This is a genomic window from Pseudomonas bijieensis, from assembly GCF_013347965.1.
Classification (GTDB): Bacteria; Pseudomonadota; Gammaproteobacteria; order Pseudomonadales; family Pseudomonadaceae; genus Aquipseudomonas; species Aquipseudomonas bijieensis.
The window spans coordinates 4,866,912-4,887,343 of sequence record NZ_CP048810.1 but is presented as its reverse complement, the minus strand read 5'-3'; the positions used below and the strand labels follow the sequence as shown (position 1 = coordinate 4,887,343).

Genomic DNA, 20,432 nt, shown 5'->3' with positions numbered 1-20,432 from the left:
TCCTGGCGGAGCAGAGAGCGGGCAAACAGCCCCGCTCTCGATTCGCGTCACGTGTTATTCGGTTTCCAGATCGATATCGATGCCGAGGGAACGAATTTCCTTGATCAACACGTTGAAAGACTCGGGCATGCCCGGCTCCATACGGTGATCGCCGTCCACGATGTTTTTGTACATCTTGGTCCGGCCGTTCACATCGTCCGACTTCACTGTGAGCATTTCTTGCAGAGTGTATGCAGCACCGTACGCTTCCAGTGCCCAGACCTCCATCTCCCCGAAACGCTGACCACCGAACTGCGCCTTACCACCCAGCGGTTGCTGGGTAACCAGGCTGTAAGAACCGGTAGAACGAGCGTGCATCTTGTCGTCCACCAAGTGGTTCAGCTTCAGCATGTACATGTAGCCAACGGTAACCGGGCGCTCGAACTTGTTGCCGGTACGGCCGTCGAACAGCTGCATCTGGCCGCTTTCCGGCAGGTCTGCCAGTTTCAGCATGGCCTTGATTTCGCTTTCCTTGGCACCGTCGAACACCGGAGTAGCCATTGGAACGCCACCGCGCAGGTTCTTCGCCAGATCCAGGATTTCCTGGTCGGAGAAGGTGTCCAGCTCTTCGTTGCGGCCGCCGATCTCGTTGTAGATCTCGTGCAGGAACTTACGCAGGTCAGCAACCTTGCGCTGCTCTTCGATCATACGGTTGATCTTCTCGCCCAAGCCCTTGGCCGCGAGGCCCAGGTGGGTTTCAAGGATCTGACCGACGTTCATACGCGAAGGTACGCCCAATGGGTTGAGGACCACGTCGACCGGGGTGCCATTGGCATCGTGCGGCATGTCTTCAACCGGCATGATCACAGAGACCACACCCTTGTTACCGTGACGACCGGCCATCTTGTCGCCCGGCTGGATGCGACGACGGATTGCCAGGTAAACCTTGACGATTTTCAGCACGCCTGGAGCCAGGTCATCGCCCTGCTGCAGTTTGCGCTTCTTGTCTTCGAACTTGTCGTCCAGCAGACGGCGGCGATCAACGATATAGGCCTGGGCCTTCTCGAGCTGCTCGTTCAGAGCATCTTCAGCCATGCGCAGTTTGAACCACTGGCCATGCTCAAGACCGTCGAGGACTTCGTCGGTGATTTCCTGACCTTTCTTCAGGCCGGCGCCGCCTTCGGCTTTGTGGCCGACCAGGGCGGAACGCAGACGCTCGAAAGTTGCGCCTTCGACGATACGGAACTCTTCGTTCAGGTCCTTGCGGATCTCGTCGAGTTGAGTCTTCTCGATCGACAGTGCACGAGCATCACGCTCGACGCCGTCACGGGTGAAGACCTGTACGTCGATGACGGTACCCTTGGTGCCAGTAGGCACGCGCAGGGAGGTGTCTTTAACGTCGCTGGCTTTTTCACCGAAAATGGCACGCAGCAGTTTTTCTTCCGGAGTCAGCTGGGTCTCGCCTTTCGGAGTGACCTTGCCCACCAGGATGTCGCCTGCGCCTACTTCAGCACCTACGTAAACGATACCGGCTTCGTCCAGTTTGTTCAGTGCAGCTTCACCCACGTTCGGGATGTCCGCAGTGATTTCCTCTGGGCCAAGCTTGGTGTCACGGGCCACACAGGTCAGTTCCTGGATGTGGATCGTGGTGAAACGGTCTTCCTGGACCACACGCTCGGACAGGCAGATGGAGTCTTCGAAGTTGAAGCCGTTCCATGCCATGAACGCGATGCGCATGTTCTGACCCAACGCCAGTTCACCCATATCGGTGGACGGACCGTCGGCCATGATGTCGCTACGCTGAACCCGATCACCCTTGCTTACCAGCGGACGCTGGTTGATGCAGGTGTTCTGGTTGGAGCGGGTGTATTTGGTCAGGTTGTAGATGTCGACACCGGCTTCGCCAGTTTCAACTTCGTCATCGGCAACACGAACCACGATACGGCTGGCGTCGACGGAGTCGATCACGCCACCACGACGAGCCACGACGCAAACGCCGGAGTCACGGGCAACGTTACGCTCCATGCCGGTACCTACCAGCGGCTTGTCGGCACGCAGGGTCGGTACAGCTTGACGCTGCATGTTCGAACCCATCAACGCACGGTTGGCGTCGTCGTGCTCGAGGAACGGGATCAGCGACGCTGCAACCGAAACTACCTGCTTCGGCGATACGTCCATCAAGGTGACGTCTTCCGGCGCCTTGACGGTGAACTCGTTCAGGTGACGAACAGCTACCAATTCATCGGTCAGGACTTTCTTGTCGTTCATCGTGGCCGAAGCCTGGGCGATCACGTGATCGGCTTCTTCGATGGCGGACAGGAACACGATCTCGTCGGTGACCAGGGCGTCTTTCACCACACGATACGGGCTCTCGAGGAAACCGTACTGGTTGGTGCGCGCATAGGCAGCCAGGGAGTTGATCAGACCGATGTTCGGACCTTCCGGCGTTTCGATCGGGCATACACGACCGTAGTGCGTCGGGTGCACGTCACGAACTTCGAAGCCTGCACGCTCACGGGTCAGACCGCCTGGGCCCAGTGCGGAAACACGACGCTTGTGGGTGATCTCGGACAGCGGGTTGTTCTGGTCCATGAACTGGGACAGCTGGCTCGAACCGAAGAACTCTTTCACCGCCGCAGCCACAGGCTTGGCGTTGATCAGGTCTTGCGGCATCAGGCCTTCGCTTTCAGCCATCGACAGGCGTTCCTTGACCGCACGCTCTACGCGCACCAGGCCAACACGGAACTGGTTCTCGGCCATTTCGCCTACACAGCGAACACGACGGTTACCCAGGTGGTCGATGTCATCGACGATGCCTTTGCCGTTACGGATGTCGACCAGGGTCTTGAGGACCGCAACGATGTCGTCCTTGTTCAGAACACCCGAACCTTCGATCTCGGTACGACCGATACGACGGTTGAACTTCATCCGGCCGACCGCAGACAGGTCATAGCGCTCAGGGCTGAAGAACAGGTTGTTGAAAAGGGTCTCGGCTGCATCCTTGGTTGGCGGCTCGCCAGGACGCATCATGCGATAGATTTCGACCAGGGCTTCCAGCTGGTTGCCGGTGGAGTCGATCTTCAGCGTGTCGGAGATGAACGGACCGCAGTCGATGTCGTTGGTGTACAACGTTTCGATACGAACGACCTGGGCCTTGGCGATTTTCGCCAGGATCTCGGTGGTCAGCTCGGTATTGCACTCTGCCAGGATTTCGCCAGTGGCCGGATGCACGATGACCTTGGCCGTGGTGCGACCCAGGACGTAGTCGATCGGCACCTGCAGCTCTTTGATCCCGGCTTTTTCCAGCTGGTTGATGTGGCGAGCGGTGATACGGCGACCCTGCTCGACAATAACCTTGCCTTTGTCATCCTGGATATCGAGGACAGCGATTTCACCGCGCAGGCGCTGAGGCACCAGTTCCAGGCTGAGGTTTTCACCTTGCACGTGGAAGACGTTGGTGGTGTAGAACGCGTCCAGCACTTCTTCGGTGGTATAGCCGAGCGCGCGCAGCAGTACCGATGCAGGCAGCTTGCGACGACGGTCGATACGCACGAATACGCAGTCTTTCGGGTCGAACTCGAAGTCCAGCCACGAACCGCGGTAAGGAATGATGCGCGCGGAGTACAGCAGTTTGCCGGAGCTGTGCGTCTTGCCACGGTCGTGGTCGAAGAACACGCCTGGAGAACGGTGCAGCTGGGAAACGATTACACGCTCGGTACCGTTGATTACGAAGGTACCGTTCTCAGTCATCAGGGGGATTTCACCCATGTAGACTTCTTGCTCTTTGATGTCCTTGATCGCTTTGTTCGACGATTCTTTGTCGAAAATGATCAGGCGCACTTTTACCCGCAAAGGTACGGCGTAAGTAACACCGCGCAATACGCATTCTTTGACATCAAATGCCGGTTCGCCCAGGCGATAACCGACGTACTCCAGCGCAGCATTGCCGGAGTAGCTGATGATCGGGAAAACGGATTTGAAGGCCGCATGCAGGCCCACGTCGCGGAACTGATCTTTAGTCGCTCCCGCTTGCAAGAATTCACGATACGAATCCAGCTGGATGGCCAGGAGGTACGGCACATCCATGACGTCCGGCAACTTGCTAAAGTCCTTGCGGATACGTTTTTTCTCAGTATATGAGTAAGCCATCAGCGTTCCCCAGCTTGGTCACCTGCTTGTTTGGCCCCTCCCGACGGGAGCAGCCAGAAAATCGTGCAAACCCCATGGTTTGCGCCACCACATCGGGTGGTTACAGCTCGCTATCGGCACCGACCCAGTCGGCTGCCAATAACGGAAAAAGGCCGGTGGCAAGAGCCACCAGCCATCAGCCTGTCGCTTAACGCTCGGGCTGGAGACGCAAAGTCGATGCTTACTTCAGCTCGACTTTAGCGCCTGCTTCTTCCAGAGCGGCCTTGGCTTTGTCAGCTGCGTCTTTGGCAACAGCTTCCAGAACCATGGCAGGAGCGCCGTCAACTACAGCCTTGGCTTCTTTCAGGCCCAGACCGGTCAGTTCACGTACTGCCTTGATCACGTTTACTTTCTTCTCGCCAGCTTCGGTCAGCATGACGTTGAATTCGGTTTGCTCTTCAGCAACGGCAGCAGCAACAGCTGGACCAGCGGAAGCAGCGGCAGCGGTAACGCCGAATTTTTCTTCGAAAGCTTTGATCAGCTCAACAACTTCCATTACGGACATGTTGCCAACGGCTTCGAGGATATCGTTTTGAGAGATAGACATGACTCTAAATTCCTGGATTGGGGGACGGCCTACGCGACCATCGAAATAAACAAAAAACGCGAAAAGGAGTGTCGAGCCTTAGGCTGCGGCAGCTTCTTTCTGGTCGCGCAGTGCCGCCAGAGTACGAGCCAATTTGCTGGTTGCGCCTTGAATCACGCTCATCAGCTGGGAAATTGCTTCGTCACGGGTCGGCAGAGTTGCCAGTACGTCGATCTGGTTAGCTGCGAGGAACTTGCCCTCGAACGCAGCTGCCTTAATCTCGAACTTGTCCTGACCTTTGGCGAATTCCTTGAACAAACGGGCAGCAGCGCCAGGATGTTGGGTGGAGAACGCGATCAAGGTCGGGCCGGTGAACACGTCGTTGAGGACACTGTATTCAGTGTCAGCAACAGCGCGCTTGAGCAGGGTGTTACGTACAACACGTACGTAAACGCCAGCTTCACGGGCCTCTTTACGGAGTCCGGTCATAGCGCCTACTGTTACGCCACGGGCATCAGCCACGACAGCGGACAGAGCAGCTTTGGCAGCCTCGTTGACTTCAGCGACGATGGCCTTCTTGTCTTCGAGTTTAATTGCCACGGGTTTAACTCCTGCTTGTTACCGTTTCATTCGGTCGAAACCGAATGTCGTTTTGGTGTCTGATTCGGTAAGGAACCGGGAGCACCATCTGCGTAGGCTTGTGGTTTAAGACTTGCGTCGCCTACGGTCTTGGACAGCCCCCGCCAGGCAGGGACCCCAATTTTTTGATTGGCGCAATTACTTGCGCCAACCTGAGTCTTACGCGTCGAGCGAGCTCTGATCGATGACCAGACCTGGGCCCATAGTGGTGCTCAGGGTAACGCGCTTGACGTAGATACCTTTCGAAGAGGCTGGCTTGATACGCTTCAGATCAGCGATCAGGGCTTCAACGTTTTCCTTCAGCTTGACGGCGTCGAAGCCGATCTTGCCAACGGAAGTGTGGATGATGCCGTTTTTGTCGGTGCGATAACGAACCTGACCAGCCTTGGCGTTTTTAACCGCGGTGGCTACGTCTGGCGTTACGGTGCCGACTTTAGGGTTAGGCATCAGACCACGTGGACCGAGGATCTGACCCAACTGGCCTACAACGCGCATGGCATCCGGGGATGCGATCACTACGTCATAGTTCAGGTCGCCGCCCTTCATTTCAGCAGCCAGATCGTCCATGCCAACGCGATCAGCACCAGCAGCCAGAGCAGCTTCAGCTGCTGGGCCCTGGGTGAAGACAGCTACACGAACGGTCTTGCCAGTGCCGTGTGGCAGCACGGTAGCGCTACGAACGACCTGGTCGGATTTACGTGGGTCAACGCCCAGGTTTACAGCAACGTCGAACGACTCGCTGAACTTGACAGTCGACAGCTCAGCCAGCAGAGCGGCGGCGTCTACAAAGTTGTAGGCCTTGCCTGCTTCGATTTTGCCGGCGATAGCCTTTTGACGCTTGGTCAGCTTAGCCATTACACACCCTCCACGTTAAGGCCCATGCTACGAGCAGAACCGGCGATAGTACGCACGGCTGCATCCATATCAGCTGCAGTCAGATCCGCGTTTTTGGTTTTCGCGATTTCTTCCAGCTGAGCACGGGTAACGGTGCCAACCTTAACGGTGTTTGGACGAGCGGAACCGCTGGTCAAACCTGCAGCCTTCTTCAGCAGAACCGAAGCTGGGGTGCTTTTTGTTTCGAAGGTGAAGCTACGGTCGCTGTAGACAGTGATGATCACTGGAGTCGGCAGACCTGGCTCAAGACCCTGAGTACGGGCGTTGAAGGCCTTGCAGAATTCCATGATGTTCACGCCGTGCTGACCCAGAGCAGGACCAACGGGTGGGCTTGGGTTAGCCTGAGCGGCCTTCACTTGCAGCTTGATGTAAGCGGTAATTTTCTTGGCCATGAGGCACTCCAATTACGGGTTCGAACGCCTCGAAAGGCTCCCCGGTTACTTGCGCGTTTATCCCAGTGACGACAAAACCCCACAGCCTTGGGCTGCGGGGTTGGGATGCCTGCTCAATCAGACCTTTTCGACCTGACTGAACTCTAGCTCTACCGGAGTAGAGCGACCGAAAATGAGCACTGCCACTTGGATCCGGCTCTTTTCGTAGTTAACTTCTTCAACCGTGCCATTGAAATCAGCGAATGGACCGTCGGTGACGCGTACAACCTCACCTGGCTCAAACAATGTCTTCGGCTTCGGCTTGTCGCTACCATCAGCGACGCGACGCAGAATCGCTTCCGCCTCTTTATCCGTGATCGGCGCAGGCTTGTCGGCGGTACCGCCAATGAAGCCCATCACCCGAGGGGTATCCTTGACCAAGTGCCAAGTCCCTTCGTTCATATCCATCTGCACCAGCACGTAGCCTGGAAAGAACTTTCGTTCACTTTTGCGCTTCTGGCCATTACGCATTTCAACCACTTCTTCAGTGGGGACCAGAATCTCGCCAAAGCCATCTTCCATGCCAGCCAGCTTTACGCGCTCTATCAGCGAGCGCATGACATGCTTCTCGTAACCCGAGTAAGCATGCACAACGTACCAACGCTTAGCCACGGGACACCCTTAGCCAACAATCAAGGAAACAAGCCAGCCGAGCAGGGAATCAAGCCCCCACAACAGCAACGCCATTACCAGAACAACAGCCACAACGATCAACGTGGTCTGCGTGGTTTCTTGGCGAGTCGGCCATACGACTTTACGAATCTCGGTGCGAGCTTCCTTAGCGAGTACAAAGAAAGACTTGCCCTTGGCTGTCTGCAGGCCTACAAAGGCAGCAACAGCAGCAATGGCGAGCAATGCAAGTACGCGGTACAGGATCGGCGAAGCAGAATAATACTGATTGCCAACAACGCCAATAACCACCAAAGCGACTACCACTAGCCACTTGAGCAGATCGAAGCGAGAGCCTTGAGCTTCAGCTTTAGGAGTCATCTATGAAGATCCTGTGAAAAGAAAGCCAGACACACTGAGTGAATCTGGCAGGTCAGGAGGGAATCGAACCCCCAACCTACGGTTTTGGAGACCGTCGCTCTGCCAATTGAGCTACTGACCTAAAACAAAATCAGGCCGACCATTATGCCGGCCCGAAAAAGACATTACAACTGTTTACTCGATGACTTTGGCTACGACGCCGGCGCCGACGGTACGACCGCCTTCACGGATAGCGAAACGCAGACCGTCTTCCATCGCGATGGTCTTGATCAGGGTAACAGTCATCTGAATGTTGTCACCTGGCATTACCATTTCAACGCCTTCTGGCAGCTCGCAGTTACCAGTCACGTCAGTAGTACGGAAGTAGAACTGTGGACGGTAGCCTTTGAAGAACGGAGTGTGACGACCGCCTTCTTCCTTGCTCAGAACGTAAACTTCTGCGGTGAACTTGGTGTGCGGCTTGACGGTACCTGGCTTGACCAGAACCTGGCCACGCTCAACGTCGTCACGCTTGGTGCCGCGCAGCAGCACGCCGCAGTTCTCGCCAGCACGACCTTCGTCGAGCAGCTTGCGGAACATTTCAACGCCGGTGCAGGTGGTTTTCTGAGTGTCGCGCAGACCGACGATCTCAACTTCTTCCTGGATACGGACGATGCCACGCTCAACACGACCAGTCACAACAGTACCGCGACCGGAGATCGAGAATACGTCTTCGATTGGCATCAGGAACGGCTTGTCGATAGCACGCTCTGGCTCTGGGATGTAGCTGTCCAGAGTTTCCACCAGCTTCTTGACAGCAGTGGTGCCCATTTCGTTGTCGTCTTGGCCGTTCAGAGCCATCAGAGCCGAACCGATGATGATCGGAGTGTCATCACCTGGGAAGTCGTAAGTGCTCAGCAGGTCGCGCACTTCCATCTCAACCAGTTCCAGCAGCTCAGCGTCGTCAACCATGTCAGCCTTGTTCAGGAAGACAACGATGTACGGAACGCCTACCTGACGGGACAGCAGGATGTGCTCACGGGTTTGTGGCATCGGACCATCAGCGGCCGAGCAAACCAGGATCGCGCCGTCCATCTGGGCAGCACCGGTGATCATGTTTTTTACGTAGTCGGCGTGACCTGGGCAGTCAACGTGTGCGTAGTGACGCACGGCCGAATCGTATTCAACGTGAGCGGTGTTGATGGTGATACCACGAGCTTTCTCTTCCGGGGCGCTGTCGATCTTGTCGAAGTCAACCTTGGCCGAACCGAAAACTTCGGAGCAGACACGAGTCAGAGCAGCGGTCAGCGTGGTTTTACCGTGGTCAACGTGACCAATGGTACCGACGTTGACGTGCGGCTTATTACGTTCGAACTTTTCCTTAGCCATCGAAATCACCCCCAGGAGAAGAATTTAGCGAGTCACACAAGCCATTAAAACAAAGGCAGATATTTTCATATCTGCCTTGTAATATGGAGCTCTTGAGCGGATTTGAACCGCTGACCTCACCCTTACCAAGGGTGTGCTCTACCAACTGAGCTACAAGAGCGAAACACTTTGCACAATCTGCAAACTTGGAGCGGGTAGCGGGAATCGAACCCGCATCATCAGCTTGGAAGGCTGAGGTTCTACCACTAAACTATACCCGCGGAGCTTGCAGCTCACGCTAAAAATGGTGGAGGGGGAAGGATTCGAACCTTCGAAGTCGTAGACGTCAGATTTACAGTCTGATCCCTTTGGCCGCTCGGGAACCCCTCCTAAGCGAGCCGGCATTCTATATCATGCCAGCCTTCTGTCAAGCATTTTCTCATTAAAAACCTGAGGTTAGCTGCGTTGACGTCGCTTCGTATCGCTTACCTTTAAAGGTCTTCGCTGCGAAGCGGGCGCCATTCTATGCAAACTACCCTGCGGGTGCAACCCCTTCGCATGGCATTATTTTATGTTTTAACTCATTGAATTCTTTAGAAAGGTTTTGAAGCAACGATTCATTCACCTTCCCTGCGCTTTCCTGGGAAACCTGAATCCAGAATCCCCCACCCTCAGGGAGATTCGGCGAGCTCGATGCAGCAGGACGACCTACGACGCCCAAGGCAGCCAAACGCAGCTCCAACTGCCTGGTCAGCTCCGGACGAATGAAACCACCCAGGTAAACACAGTTTTTTTGCGCTTCACTCGATTTACCCAAGTCACGCCTGACCAGTGCATCCGCCGTTTCGCTCAAAAGATGAATATCCTGCTGCGAGCCGCGGTACAAACTCAGCGGAGTCACATCCTTGGCACGAAGCGGGGCCTCCTGCTGATGCCAGATGTAATAGAAGACATTCAAAACCAGCAACAACAGGAACAGCCACCGCATAGAAACCTCAAGACAAAGGACAGGCCATCGCCAAACCGACAAAAACCAGGTCGGGCACTACCCTGGCATCAGGAACAACCCCCGAGACCAGATTGGCGTCCCCTCCGGTGAGAAACACCACGAAATCCTTTCCCCAATACTGCCGTGCCAATTCAAGTTGAGTCAGGACAAACCCTCGGAGCATCAGCATGCAACCACGTTCAACCGCCTCGACAGTCGTACGACCTGGAGCGAGACTCTCATGGGCTCGCTCCGCCGCTATATCGTCATAGCGAATTCTTCGCGTATGGGTACGCAATTGGTTACGCATCAGGGGCATGCCTGGGCAAATAAATCCACCGAGATGTTCACCGTCCGCCGCCACAAAATCAGCGGTAATGGCAGTACCAAAATCAAGCACCAGGCACGCGCCCGAAGCGAGACGGAACCCACCAAGCAGGGCCAGCCACCGATCGAGCCCCAACCGCTCGTAATCCTCGTAGCCATTTCTTACCCCGGCCATTTCCCGGGCAGGCACAGCACGCGCCACCGACAGCCCAAACACATCCACCAAAGAGGCGACCAAGGAGTCTGTCTCCTCCAGGGTTCTCACACTAACGAGACGGCATTTCTTGAGCTGGAACTTGTCGGCATTGCTCAAACTTGCCAACAGATCGCTGTCAGAGCTGACCACACCACCTTCGACCGGCGTCACTCCGTCAGCCTGAAGAACACGCCATTTGATAAAGCTATTGCCGCAGTCAAGCTCAAGAATCATTACGCAACCTCAGACTGAGCTCACCACCGCTAAAGTTTTTTTCCACACCCTCTACCTTCAAACGCAACGCACCCTGGTGATCGATACCCAGCACAATACCGTCAATTTTGTTAACACCAGCAATCAGGGATACAGCCCGCCCCTGCCAAAGATGGTATTGCTCCCACTCCGACTGTATTGCGGAAAATCCCGACGCATGATGAAGCCTTAGATAGTGCTGAAGCGTCGCACCCAATCGTGCCACCAACTCATTTCGATCAAAATCCCTTCTCGCTTCAAGACACATGGACGTCCATTGCTGGTCGACCTCATCGGTCGATTGCATATTCACATTTATCCCCACGCCCAGGACAACATGGCAAACGTCCGCAGGATCCCCCACCAATTCAAGCAAAATGCCAGCGATCTTCTTCTCTCCCACCAGGACATCATTGGGCCATTTCAGCCCCGCCTCGGCGATGCCCATATCGCGCAGGGCGTGCATGACAGCAAGTCCGACGACCAGGCTTAGCCCTTCGATCTGGCGCATGCCGCCGTCAATGCGTAACACCAGGCTGTGGTAGAGATTTTCGGCAAATGGGCTGACCCACTTACGACCACGACGACCACGGCCAGCCATCTGTCGTTCCGCCAAAACCATGAATGGCGCCGCCACCCCGCGCTCGATGAAACGCAGCGCCTCGGCGTTAGTAGAGTCGATAGAGTCAAAGATATGGACAGGCCACTCCTGAAGACCTTTTGCACAGATCTCAGCGGCATCCAGAAGCAACAGGGGCTTGGCCAACTGATACCCCCTACCTCGAACCTTATGAACAGACAGCCCTAATTCTGCCTCCAAGTGCTGCAATTGCTTCCATACAGCACTACGACTGATACCCAACGCAGCACCCAGCGCCTGCCCTGAATGAAAGCGACCATCCTTCAGAAGTTTTAGCAACGTGAGCATGCGGACTGAGCCCTGATAATGAGGCCCGCATGATAGCTATGCGCAAGACCGTTGCATAGAAACACAAAATGACTTTCCTGCGGGCAAAACAAAACCCCTACCTGCGTCAGCAGATAGGGGTTTCGGAATTTAATCTTGACGATGACCTACTCTCACATGGGGAAACCCCACACTACCATCGGCGATGCATCGTTTCACTTCTGAGTTCGGGATGGGATCAGGTGGTTCCAATGCTCTATGGTCGTCAAGAAATTCGGTAGCCGGTGCGTGCCTTGCGGTCACGTACCAGCGAATGGGTATGCGATAGATTTGTGTGTTGCGTTCGTGAGCGATGCGAACTTTCGGTTCGTGTCGTCTTCACACACCGCAATCTGGTCTCTTTGCCTTTGGCTTGGAGGATACAAATTGCTTGGGTGTTATATGGTCAAGCCTCACGGGCAATTAGTACAGGTTAGCTCAACGCCTCACAGCGCTTACACACCCTGCCTATCAACGTCGTAGTCTTCGACGGCCCTTCAGGGGACTCAAGGTCCCAGTGAGATCTCATCTTGAGGCAAGTTTCCCGCTTAGATGCTTTCAGCGGTTATCTTTTCCGAACATAGCTACCCGGCAATGCCACTGGCGTGACAACCGGAACACCAGAGGTTCGTCCACTCCGGTCCTCTCGTACTAGGAGCAGCCCCTCTCAAATCTCAAACGTCCACGGCAGATAGGGACCGAACTGTCTCACGACGTTCTAAACCCAGCTCGCGTACCACTTTAAATGGCGAACAGCCATACCCTTGGGACCGGCTTCAGCCCCAGGATGTGATGAGCCGACATCGAGGTGCCAAACACCGCCGTCGATATGAACTCTTGGGCGGTATCAGCCTGTTATCCCCGGAGTACCTTTTATCCGTTGAGCGATGGCCCTTCCATACAGAACCACCGGATCACTAAGACCTACTTTCGTACCTGCTCGACGTGTCTGTCTCGCAGTCAAGCGCGCTTTTGCCTTTATACTCTACGACCGATTTCCGACCGGTCTGAGCGCACCTTCGTACTCCTCCGTTACTCTTTAGGAGGAGACCGCCCCAGTCAAACTACCCACCATACACTGTCCTCGATCCGGATAACGGACCTGAGTTAGAACCTCAAAGTTGCCAGGGTGGTATTTCAAGGATGGCTCCACGCGAACTGGCGTCCACGCTTCAAAGCCTCCCACCTATCCTACACAAGCAAATTCAAAGTCCAGTGCAAAGCTATAGTAAAGGTTCACGGGGTCTTTCCGTCTAGCCGCGGATACACTGCATCTTCACAGCGATTTCAATTTCACTGAGTCTCGGGTGGAGACAGCGCCGCCATCGTTACGCCATTCGTGCAGGTCGGAACTTACCCGACAAGGAATTTCGCTACCTTAGGACCGTTATAGTTACGGCCGCCGTTTACCGGGGCTTCGATCAAGAGCTTCGCGTTAGCTAACCCCATCAATTAACCTTCCGGCACCGGGCAGGCGTCACACCCTATACGTCCACTTTCGTGTTTGCAGAGTGCTGTGTTTTTAATAAACAGTCGCAGCGGCCTGGTATCTTCGACCGGCGTGGGCTTACGCAGCAAGTGCTTCACCCTCACCGGCGCACCTTCTCCCGAAGTTACGGTGCCATTTTGCCTAGTTCCTTCACCCGAGTTCTCTCAAGCGCCTTGGTATTCTCTACCCAACCACCTGTGTCGGTTTGGGGTACGGTTCCTGGTTACCTGAAGCTTAGAAGCTTTTCTTGGAAGCATGGCATCAACCACTTCGTCACCCAAAGGGTAACTCGTCATCAGCTCTCGGCCTTAGAATCCCGGATTTACCTAAGATTCCAGCCTACCACCTTAAACTTGGACAACCAACGCCAAGCTGGCCTAGCCTTCTCCGTCCCTCCATCGCAATAACCAGAAGTACAGGAATATTAACCTGTTTTCCATCGACTACGCTTTTCAGCCTCGCCTTAGGGACCGACTAACCCTGCGTCGATTAACGTTGCGCAGGAAACCTTGGTCTTTCGGCGTGGGTGTTTTCACACCATTGTCGTTACTCATGTCAGCATTCGCACTTCTGATACCTCCAGCAAGCTTCTCAACTCACCTTCACAGGCTTACAGAACGCTCCTCTACCGCATCACTTGCGTGATACCCGTAGCTTCGGTGTATGGTTTGAGCCCCGTTACATCTTCCGCGCAGGCCGACTCGACTAGTGAGCTATTACGCTTTCTTTAAAGGGTGGCTGCTTCTAAGCCAACCTCCTAGCTGTCTAAGCCTTCCCACATCGTTTCCCACTTAACCATAACTTTGGGACCTTAGCTGACGGTCTGGGTTGTTTCCCTTTTCACGACGGACGTTAGCACCCGCCGTGTGTCTCCCATGCTCGGCACTTGTAGGTATTCGGAGTTTGCATCGGTTTGGTAAGTCGGGATGACCCCCTAGCCGAAACAGTGCTCTACCCCCTACAGTGATACATGAGGCGCTACCTAAATAGCTTTCGAGGAGAACCAGCTATCTCCGAGCTTGATTAGCCTTTCACTCCGATCCACAGGTCATCCGCTAACTTTTCAACGGTAGTCGGTTCGGTCCTCCAGTCAGTGTTACCTAACCTTCAACCTGCCCATGGATAGATCGCCCGGTTTCGGGTCTATTCCCAGCGACTAGACGCCCTATTAAGACTCGCTTTCGCTACGCCTCCCCTATTCGGTTAAGCTCGCCACTGAAAATAAGTCGCTGACCCATTATACAAAGGTACGCAGTCACCCAACAAAGTGGGCTCCCACTGCTTGTACGCATACGGTTTCAGGATCTATTTCACTCCTCTCCGGGGTTCTTTTCGCCTTTCCCTCACGGTACTAGTTCACTATCGGTCAGTCAGTAGTATTTAGCCTTGGAGGATGGTCCCCCCATATTCAGACAAAGTTTCTCGTGCTCCGTCCTACTCGATTTCACTTCTAAGATCCTTTCGCGTACAGGGCTATCACCCACTATGGCCGCACTTTCCAGAGCGTTCCGCTAAAATCAAAGAAGCTTAGGGCTAGTCCCCGTTCGCTCGCCACTACTAAGGGAATCTCGGTTGATTTCTTTTCCTCAGGGTACTTAGATGTTTCAGTTCCCCTGGTTCGCCTCTTGCACCTATGTATTCAGTACAAGATAACCATCTTATGATGGCTGGGTTCCCCCATTCAGACATCTCCGGATCAAAGTCTGTTTGCCGACTCCCGAAGCTTTTCGCAGGCTACCACGTCTTTCATCGCCTCTGACTGCCAAGGCATCCACCGTATGCGCTTCTTCACTTGACCATATAACCCCAAGCAATCTGGTTATACTGTGAAGACGACATTCGCCGAAAATTCGATCTTGCTCATGAGAGCAACTCACAAATTTTACCTTAGCCTGAGCCGTTGCCAGTGAAAGCAACGTTCAGTCTATCTTTCTATCACATACCCAAATTTTTAAAGAACGATCTAATCAAAAGACTAGAAATCAACATTCACCATCACCTTGATGGAATGCTCATTTCTAAGCTTTCAGAAGCAGTTTATGGTGGAGCCAAGCGGGATCGAACCGCTGACCTCCTGCGTGCAAGGCAGGCGCTCTCCCAGCTGAGCTATGGCCCCATTACAAAATTGGTGGGTCTGGGCAGATTCGAACTGCCGACCTCACCCTTATCAGGGGTGCGCTCTAACCAACTGAGCTACAGACCCAATTTCGAGCTTGTAACTGTTAGCTATGAGCTATCAGCTTGGAGCTTAAAGCTGCTTCTATCGTCTTCTTCAATGAATCAAGCAATTCGTGTGGGAGCTCATGAAGCAGCTGCGGTCGTCGATTAAGGAGGTGATCCAGCCGCAGGTTCCCCTACGGCTACCTTGTTACGACTTCACCCCAGTCATGAATCACACCGTGGTAACCGTCCCCCCGAAGGTTAGACTAGCTACTTCTGGTGCAACCCACTCCCATGGTGTGACGGGCGGTGTGTACAAGGCCCGGGAACGTATTCACCGCGACATTCTGATTCGCGATTACTAGCGATTCCGACTTCACGCAGTCGAGTTGCAGACTGCGATCCGGACTACGATCGGTTTTGTGGGATTAGCTCCACCTCGCGGCTTGGCAACCCTCTGTACCGACCATTGTAGCACGTGTGTAGCCCAGGCCGTAAGGGCCATGATGACTTGACGTCATCCCCACCTTCCTCCGGTTTGTCACCGGCAGTCTCCTTAGAGTGCCCACCATAACGTGCTGGTAACTAAGGACAAGGGTTGCGCTCGTTACGGGACTTAACCCAACATCTCACGACACGAGCTGACGACAGCCATGCAGCACCTGTCTCAATGTTCCCGAAGGCACCAATCCATCTCTGGAAAGTTCATTGGATGTCAAGGCCTGGTAAGGTTCTTCGCGTTGCTTCGAATTAAACCACATGCTCCACCGCTTGTGCGGGCCCCGTCAATTCATTTGAGTTTTAACCTTGCGGCCGTACTCCCCAGGCGGTCAACTTAATGCGTTAGCTGCGCCACTAAGAGCTCAAGGCTCCCAACGGCTAGTTGACATCGTTTACGGCGTGGACTACCAGGGTATCTAATCCTGTTTGCTCCCCACGCTTTCGCACCTCAGTGTCAGTATCAGTCCAGGTGGTCGCCTTCGCCACTGGTGTTCCTTCCTATATCTACGCATTTCACCGCTACACAGGAAATTCCACCACCCTCTACCATACTCTAGCTCGACAGTTTTGAATGCAGTTCCCAGGTTGAGCCCGGGGCTCACATCCAACTTAACGAACCACCTACGCGCGCTTTACGCCCAGTAATTCCGATTAACGCTTGCACCCTCTGTATTACCGCGGCTGCTGGCACAGAGTTAGCCGGTGCTTATTCTGTCGGTAACGTCAAAACACTAACGTATTAGGTTAATGCCCTTCCTCCCAACTTAAAGTGCTTTACAATCCGAAGACCTTCTTCACACACGCGGCATGGCTGGATCAGGCTTTCGCCCATTGTCCAATATTCCCACTGCTGCCTCCGTAGGAGTCTGGACCGTGTCTCAGTTCCAGTGTGACTGATCATCCTCTCAGACCAGTTACGGATCGTCGCCTTGGTGAGCCATTACCTCACCAACTAGCTAATCCGACCTAGGCTCATCTGATAGCGCAAGGCCCGAAGGTCCCCTGCTTTCTCCCGTAGGACGTATGCGGTATTAGCGTCCGTTTCCGAGCGTTATCCCCACTACCAGGCAGATTCCTAGGCATTACTCACCCGTCCGCCGCTCTCAAGAGGTGCAAGCACCTCTCTACCGCTCGACTTGCATGTGTTAGGCCTGCCGCCAGCGTTCAATCTGAGCCATGATCAAACTCTTCAGTTCAAACATCTTTGGGTTTTGAAAACCCTAAACTTGGCTCAGCAATCGTTGGTTACATCTTTGATTTCTCGCGGAGTAACTTGTGATGCTGATAATCTGTTGACTAGCAGTCTGACTTCACAAGCACCCACACGAATTGCTTGATTCAGTTGTTAAAGAGCGGTTGGTTAAGAGCTTTCGTCTCAACCGAGGCGCGCATTCTACAGCGCCCGGTGTATCTGTCAAGCGGTTATTTTCAGAAGTTTTCAAAGTTTCCTTTTCAACTTCAACCACTTGCGCTTCCGATCTCTCGTTAGCGGGAGGCGAATTCTACAGCGTTACTCGCTGCTGTCAACACCTCTTTTTCACCGCTTTCGACCGAGAAGATCGAACCGCTGAAAAGACCAAACCCACACAGCCTTATCAGCTACTTCCTGGCTTCGATGAGCTGAAGCCCGACCCCTTCGAAACCTACTTAACTCATTGAATCTCAAGGAGTTTTCCGTTTCTACTGCGCCAGAAGTGGGGCGAATTATAGACGTCCAGAATTTGCCGTCAACACCTATTTTCAGCTTTATTCGGATTTCAGCGTAATTCGCGCGAAAGCTTTCTTGCCGGCCTGGCAAACATGGGTAGAACCCAACGCATATATATAGGTGCGATCCACCACCCCACCATCTATACGCACGCCACCCGAACCCAGGAGATCTCGCGCCACCGCAGCATTCTTGACCAGGCCCGCCTTATTAAGGACTGCCGCAATCGGCATATCCTCGGCAGCAGTCAACTCGATCTCAGGCAGATCATCTGGCAGCTCGCCATCCTTCATACGATTACCCGCCGCACGATGGGCATTGGCCGCAGCCTCCTCACCATGGAAGCGAGCAACGATCTCTTCGGCCAACTTGATCTTGATGTCCCGCGGATTGGCCCCCGCCTCGACATCGGCACGGAAGGCATTGATCTCTTCCATGGACCGGAAACTCAACAGCTCGAAGTAACGCCACATCAGCACATCAGGAATGGAAACCAGCTTGCTGTACATGACCCCCGGGGCTTCCTGGATACCTACGTAGTTGCCCAACGACTTGGACATCTTTTTCACGCCATCCAGACCTTCCAGCAAAGGCATGGTGAGAATGCACTGCGCCTCCTGACCATAACCGCGCTGCAACTCACGCCCCATCAACAGATTGAACTTCTGGTCGGTGCCGCCGAGCTCAACATCCGCGCGCAACGCGACCGAGTCATAACCCTGTACAAGCGGGTAAAGGAACTCATGAATGGCAATTGGCTGATTGGTTTTATAGCGCTTGTCGAAGTCATCGCGCTCGAGCATGCGAGCCACGGTGTATTGGGACGTCAGGCGAATGAAATCCGCCGGCCCCATTTGATCCATCCACGTGGAGTTGAAAGCCACTTCAGTCTTGGCCGGATCAAGAATCTTGAAAACCTGAGTCTTGTAGGTCTCGGCGTTATCGAGAACCTGCTCACGGGTCAGCGGTGGGCGCGTGGCACTCTTGCCGCTCGGATCACCGATCATCCCGGTGAAGTCACCTATAAGGAAGATGACCTGGTGCCCCAGTTCCTGAAACTGGCGCAGCTTATTAATAAGCACGGTATGACCCAAGTGCAGATCGGGCGCCGTCGGATCGAAACCGGCCTTGATACGCAGCGGCTGCCCGCGCTTGAGCTTTTCGATCAGCTCGGACTCGACCAACAGTTCTTCCGCACCACGTTTGATCAGCGCTAGCTGCTCTTCAACCGACTTCATAACAGACCCGTAAGGCTCAGATTCAAAGGGCCCCAACCATACAAGATCGCGCACCAAATACAAGGTTTGCCCGGCGCGCGGACGCCAATCCACAGAACAGAGCGTCCGCGGGCTTGCTTCGCAGGGGTTTTGGTTATATTTTATACAGTTATTTCATCTTCATCATGTCATTCATCTTTTCCAATTCATCTTTTCAAAAGTCAAAATTACTTATGACCACAGAACCGTCTAAAGCGCCACCGCTTTACCCAAAGACCCACCTGCTTGCCGCAAGCGGCATCGCAGCCCTCCTTAGCCTGGCGCTCCTGGTGTTTCCCTCCAGCGATGTTGAAGCCAAAAAGACGACTCTGAGTCTGGAACTGGAAAGTCCTGCTGAACAACTGACACAAGAACAAGACGCCCCCGAAGCCGTTCAAGCCACAAACGAACCAGCCGCTTCCCCTTTTGCGCAGATTGAAAACAGCCCGCAAGACAACACCGAGGCCGCCGCTCAGGCACAAGCGCCTGTTGCAGAAGAAAAGAAAGGACCAGACCATCGCGAAGTGATCGTTGCCAAGGGCGACACGCTTTCCACCCTCTTCGAAAAGGTTGGCCTGCCCTCGACTTCGGTCCATGAAATCCTGGCCAGCGACAAGCAAGCCAAGCAATTCACGCAACTACAACGTGGCCAGAAACTCGAATTCGAACTCAATCCAGACGGACAGCTGACCAATCTGCACACCAAGCTGAGCGACCTGGAAAGCATCACCCTGACCAAAAACGACAAGGGTTATGTATTCAACCGCGTCACCGCCAAGCCCACTGTTCGCTCGGCCTATGTTCATGGCGTGATCAATAGTTCATTGTCTCAGTCAGCTGCACGCGCCGGCCTTTCCCATAGCCTCACCATGGACATGGCCAGCGTATTTGGCTACGACATCGACTTCGCCCAGGACATTCGCCAGGGTGACGAATTCGACGTCATCTATGAGCAGAAAGTGGTCAACGGCAAGAGCGTCGGCAATGGCCCGATTCTTTCCGCGCGCTTCACCAACCGCGGCAAGACGTACACCGCGGTGCGCTACACCAACAAGCAAGGCAACAGCAGCTACTACACCGCCGACGGCAACAGCATGCGCAAGGCGTTCATCCGTACACCGGTTGATTTTGCTCGCATCAGCTCGAAGTTCTCCGCCGGCCGCAAGCATCCGATTCTGAACAAGATCCGCGCCCATAAAGGTGTCGACTACGCAGCTCCCCGTGGCACGCCAATCAAGGCTGCCGGCGACGGCAAGGTATTGCTGGCCGGACGTCGCGGCGGTTATGGCAACACCGTGATCATCCAGCACGGCAATACCTACCGCACGCTGTATGGCCACATGCAGGGCTTCGCCAAAGGCGTGAAGACGGGTGGTACCGTCAAGCAAGGCCAGGTGATCGGATACATCGGCACTACCGGCCTGTCCACCGGCCCGCACTTGCACTATGAATTCCAGGTCAACGGTGTCCACGTCGATCCGCTAGGCCAGAAATTGCCGATGGCCGATCCGATCGCCAAGGCCGAGCGCGCGCGCTTCCTGGCTCAAAGCCAACCGTTGATGGCTCGCATGGATCAAGAGAAAGCCACCATGCTGGCCTCGAGCAAGCGCTAAGC

13 protein-coding genes, 6 tRNA genes and 3 rRNA genes are annotated in these 20,432 nt (G+C 54.5%); 1 reads left to right on the top strand and 21 read right to left on the bottom strand.

Annotation, left to right across the window (positions count from 1 at the left end):
* Window positions 1–54: 54 nt before the first annotated feature.
* From rpoB to tyrS, 21 genes are all read right to left on the bottom strand, one after another.
* A complete protein-coding gene (gene rpoB / locus GN234_RS21425; protein WP_109756660.1) occupies window positions 55–4,128 on the bottom strand; it encodes a DNA-directed RNA polymerase subunit beta in 4,074 nt (1,357 codons plus the stop codon).
* 220 nt (window positions 4,129–4,348) lie between these two features.
* Window positions 4,349–4,714: a 50S ribosomal protein L7/L12 gene (gene rplL, locus GN234_RS21420; protein ID WP_007970414.1), complete on the bottom strand. Its 366-nt coding sequence runs from the start codon at window positions 4,712–4,714 to the stop codon at window positions 4,349–4,351.
* Window positions 4,715–4,792: 78 nt separating this feature from the next.
* On the bottom strand, window positions 4,793–5,293 hold the full coding sequence (gene rplJ, locus GN234_RS21415; protein ID WP_003206099.1) for a 50S ribosomal protein L10: 501 nt from the start codon (window positions 5,291–5,293) through the stop codon (window positions 4,793–4,795).
* A 198-nt stretch (window positions 5,294–5,491) separates the two neighbouring features.
* Complete coding sequence (gene rplA / locus GN234_RS21410) at window positions 5,492–6,187, bottom strand: 50S ribosomal protein L1 (RefSeq protein ID WP_003186095.1); 696 nt, start codon at window positions 6,185–6,187, stop codon at window positions 5,492–5,494.
* On the bottom strand, window positions 6,187–6,618 hold the full coding sequence (gene rplK / locus GN234_RS21405; protein WP_003176435.1) for a 50S ribosomal protein L11: 432 nt from the start codon (window positions 6,616–6,618) through the stop codon (window positions 6,187–6,189). Before rplK ends, rplA begins: the two co-directional genes overlap by 1 nt.
* Window positions 6,619–6,735: 117 nt before the next feature.
* Window positions 6,736–7,269, bottom strand: a complete 534-nt coding sequence (nusG, locus tag GN234_RS21400; RefSeq protein ID WP_010443972.1) for a transcription termination/antitermination protein NusG — start codon at window positions 7,267–7,269, stop codon at window positions 6,736–6,738.
* 9 nt (window positions 7,270–7,278) lie between these two features.
* Window positions 7,279–7,647: a preprotein translocase subunit SecE gene (gene secE / locus GN234_RS21395; RefSeq protein ID WP_003206102.1), complete on the bottom strand. Its 369-nt coding sequence runs from the start codon at window positions 7,645–7,647 to the stop codon at window positions 7,279–7,281.
* 45 nt (window positions 7,648–7,692) lie between these two features.
* Window positions 7,693–7,768 (bottom strand) — tRNA-Trp (locus GN234_RS21390).
* Between the two features lie 53 nt (window positions 7,769–7,821).
* Window positions 7,822–9,015: an elongation factor Tu gene (gene tuf, locus GN234_RS21385; protein WP_003186103.1), complete on the bottom strand. Its 1,194-nt coding sequence runs from the start codon at window positions 9,013–9,015 to the stop codon at window positions 7,822–7,824.
* A gap of 84 nt (window positions 9,016–9,099) precedes the next feature.
* Window positions 9,100–9,175: transfer RNA gene (locus tag GN234_RS21380), tRNA-Thr, on the bottom strand.
* A 26-nt stretch (window positions 9,176–9,201) separates the two neighbouring features.
* Window positions 9,202–9,275, bottom strand: a tRNA-Gly gene (locus GN234_RS21375).
* Between the two features lie 24 nt (window positions 9,276–9,299).
* Window positions 9,300–9,384 (bottom strand) — tRNA-Tyr (locus GN234_RS21370).
* A gap of 142 nt (window positions 9,385–9,526) precedes the next feature.
* Window positions 9,527–9,982: a hypothetical protein gene (locus tag GN234_RS21365; protein WP_109756662.1), complete on the bottom strand. Its 456-nt coding sequence runs from the start codon at window positions 9,980–9,982 to the stop codon at window positions 9,527–9,529.
* 7 nt (window positions 9,983–9,989) lie between these two features.
* Complete coding sequence (locus tag GN234_RS21360; protein WP_176689033.1) at window positions 9,990–10,739, bottom strand: pantothenate kinase; 750 nt, start codon at window positions 10,737–10,739, stop codon at window positions 9,990–9,992.
* On the bottom strand, window positions 10,729–11,685 hold the full coding sequence (gene birA / locus GN234_RS21355) for a bifunctional biotin--[acetyl-CoA-carboxylase] ligase/biotin operon repressor BirA (RefSeq protein WP_025569668.1): 957 nt from the start codon (window positions 11,683–11,685) through the stop codon (window positions 10,729–10,731). The genes GN234_RS21360 and birA overlap by 11 nt, the downstream gene beginning before the upstream one ends.
* A 133-nt stretch (window positions 11,686–11,818) precedes the next feature.
* A 5S ribosomal RNA gene (rrf, locus tag GN234_RS21350) occupies window positions 11,819–11,934 on the bottom strand.
* A gap of 171 nt (window positions 11,935–12,105) precedes the next feature.
* Window positions 12,106–14,990 (bottom strand): 23S ribosomal RNA (locus tag GN234_RS21345).
* A 242-nt stretch (window positions 14,991–15,232) separates the two neighbouring features.
* Window positions 15,233–15,308: transfer RNA gene (locus GN234_RS21340), tRNA-Ala, on the bottom strand.
* A gap of 10 nt (window positions 15,309–15,318) precedes the next feature.
* A tRNA-Ile gene (locus GN234_RS21335) sits at window positions 15,319–15,395 on the bottom strand.
* Window positions 15,396–15,518: 123 nt separating this feature from the next.
* Window positions 15,519–17,049: ribosomal RNA gene (locus GN234_RS21330) — 16S ribosomal RNA — on the bottom strand.
* Together the 16S, 23S and 5S rRNA genes with 2 tRNA genes alongside form the textbook arrangement of a ribosomal RNA operon.
* A gap of 550 nt (window positions 17,050–17,599) precedes the next feature.
* Window positions 17,600–18,799, bottom strand: coding sequence for a tyrosine--tRNA ligase (gene tyrS, locus GN234_RS21325; RefSeq protein WP_176689032.1), 1,200 nt, complete (start codon window positions 18,797–18,799; stop codon window positions 17,600–17,602).
* 212 nt (window positions 18,800–19,011) lie between these two features.
* Between tyrS and GN234_RS21320 the strand changes: the two genes are divergently transcribed.
* The gene (locus tag GN234_RS21320) at window positions 19,012–20,430 is read left to right on the top strand and encodes an OapA family protein (protein WP_109754948.1); all 1,419 of its coding nucleotides are present in this window, start codon (window positions 19,012–19,014) and stop codon (window positions 20,428–20,430) included.
* The last annotated feature ends 2 nt before the right edge of the window (window positions 20,431–20,432 follow it).

What these genes read in the sequence shown, in the direction of transcription:
- rplL (WP_007970414.1), bottom strand. Translation starts at nt 4,714, where the DNA reads ATGTCTATCTCTCAAAACGATATCCTCGAAGCCGTTGGCAACATGTCC.
- rplK (WP_003176435.1), bottom strand. Translation starts at nt 6,618, where the DNA reads ATGGCCAAGAAAATTACCGCTTACATCAAGCTGCAAGTGAAGGCCGCT.
- rpoB (WP_109756660.1), bottom strand. Translation starts at nt 4,128, where the DNA reads ATGGCTTACTCATATACTGAGAAAAAACGTATCCGCAAGGACTTTAGC.
- GN234_RS21360 (WP_176689033.1), bottom strand. Translation starts at nt 10,739, where the DNA reads ATGATTCTTGAGCTTGACTGCGGCAATAGCTTTATCAAATGGCGTGTT.
- secE (WP_003206102.1), bottom strand. Translation starts at nt 7,647, where the DNA reads ATGACTCCTAAAGCTGAAGCTCAAGGCTCTCGCTTCGATCTGCTCAAG.
- tyrS (WP_176689032.1), bottom strand. Translation starts at nt 18,799, where the DNA reads ATGAAGTCGGTTGAAGAGCAGCTAGCGCTGATCAAACGTGGTGCGGAA.
- birA (WP_025569668.1), bottom strand. Translation starts at nt 11,685, where the DNA reads ATGCTCACGTTGCTAAAACTTCTGAAGGATGGTCGCTTTCATTCAGGG.
- GN234_RS21365 (WP_109756662.1), bottom strand. Translation starts at nt 9,982, where the DNA reads ATGCGGTGGCTGTTCCTGTTGTTGCTGGTTTTGAATGTCTTCTATTAC.
- GN234_RS21320 (WP_109754948.1), top strand. Translation starts at nt 19,012, where the DNA reads ATGACCACAGAACCGTCTAAAGCGCCACCGCTTTACCCAAAGACCCAC.
- rplA (WP_003186095.1), bottom strand. Translation starts at nt 6,187, where the DNA reads ATGGCTAAGCTGACCAAGCGTCAAAAGGCTATCGCCGGCAAAATCGAA.
- tuf (WP_003186103.1), bottom strand. Translation starts at nt 9,015, where the DNA reads ATGGCTAAGGAAAAGTTCGAACGTAATAAGCCGCACGTCAACGTCGGT.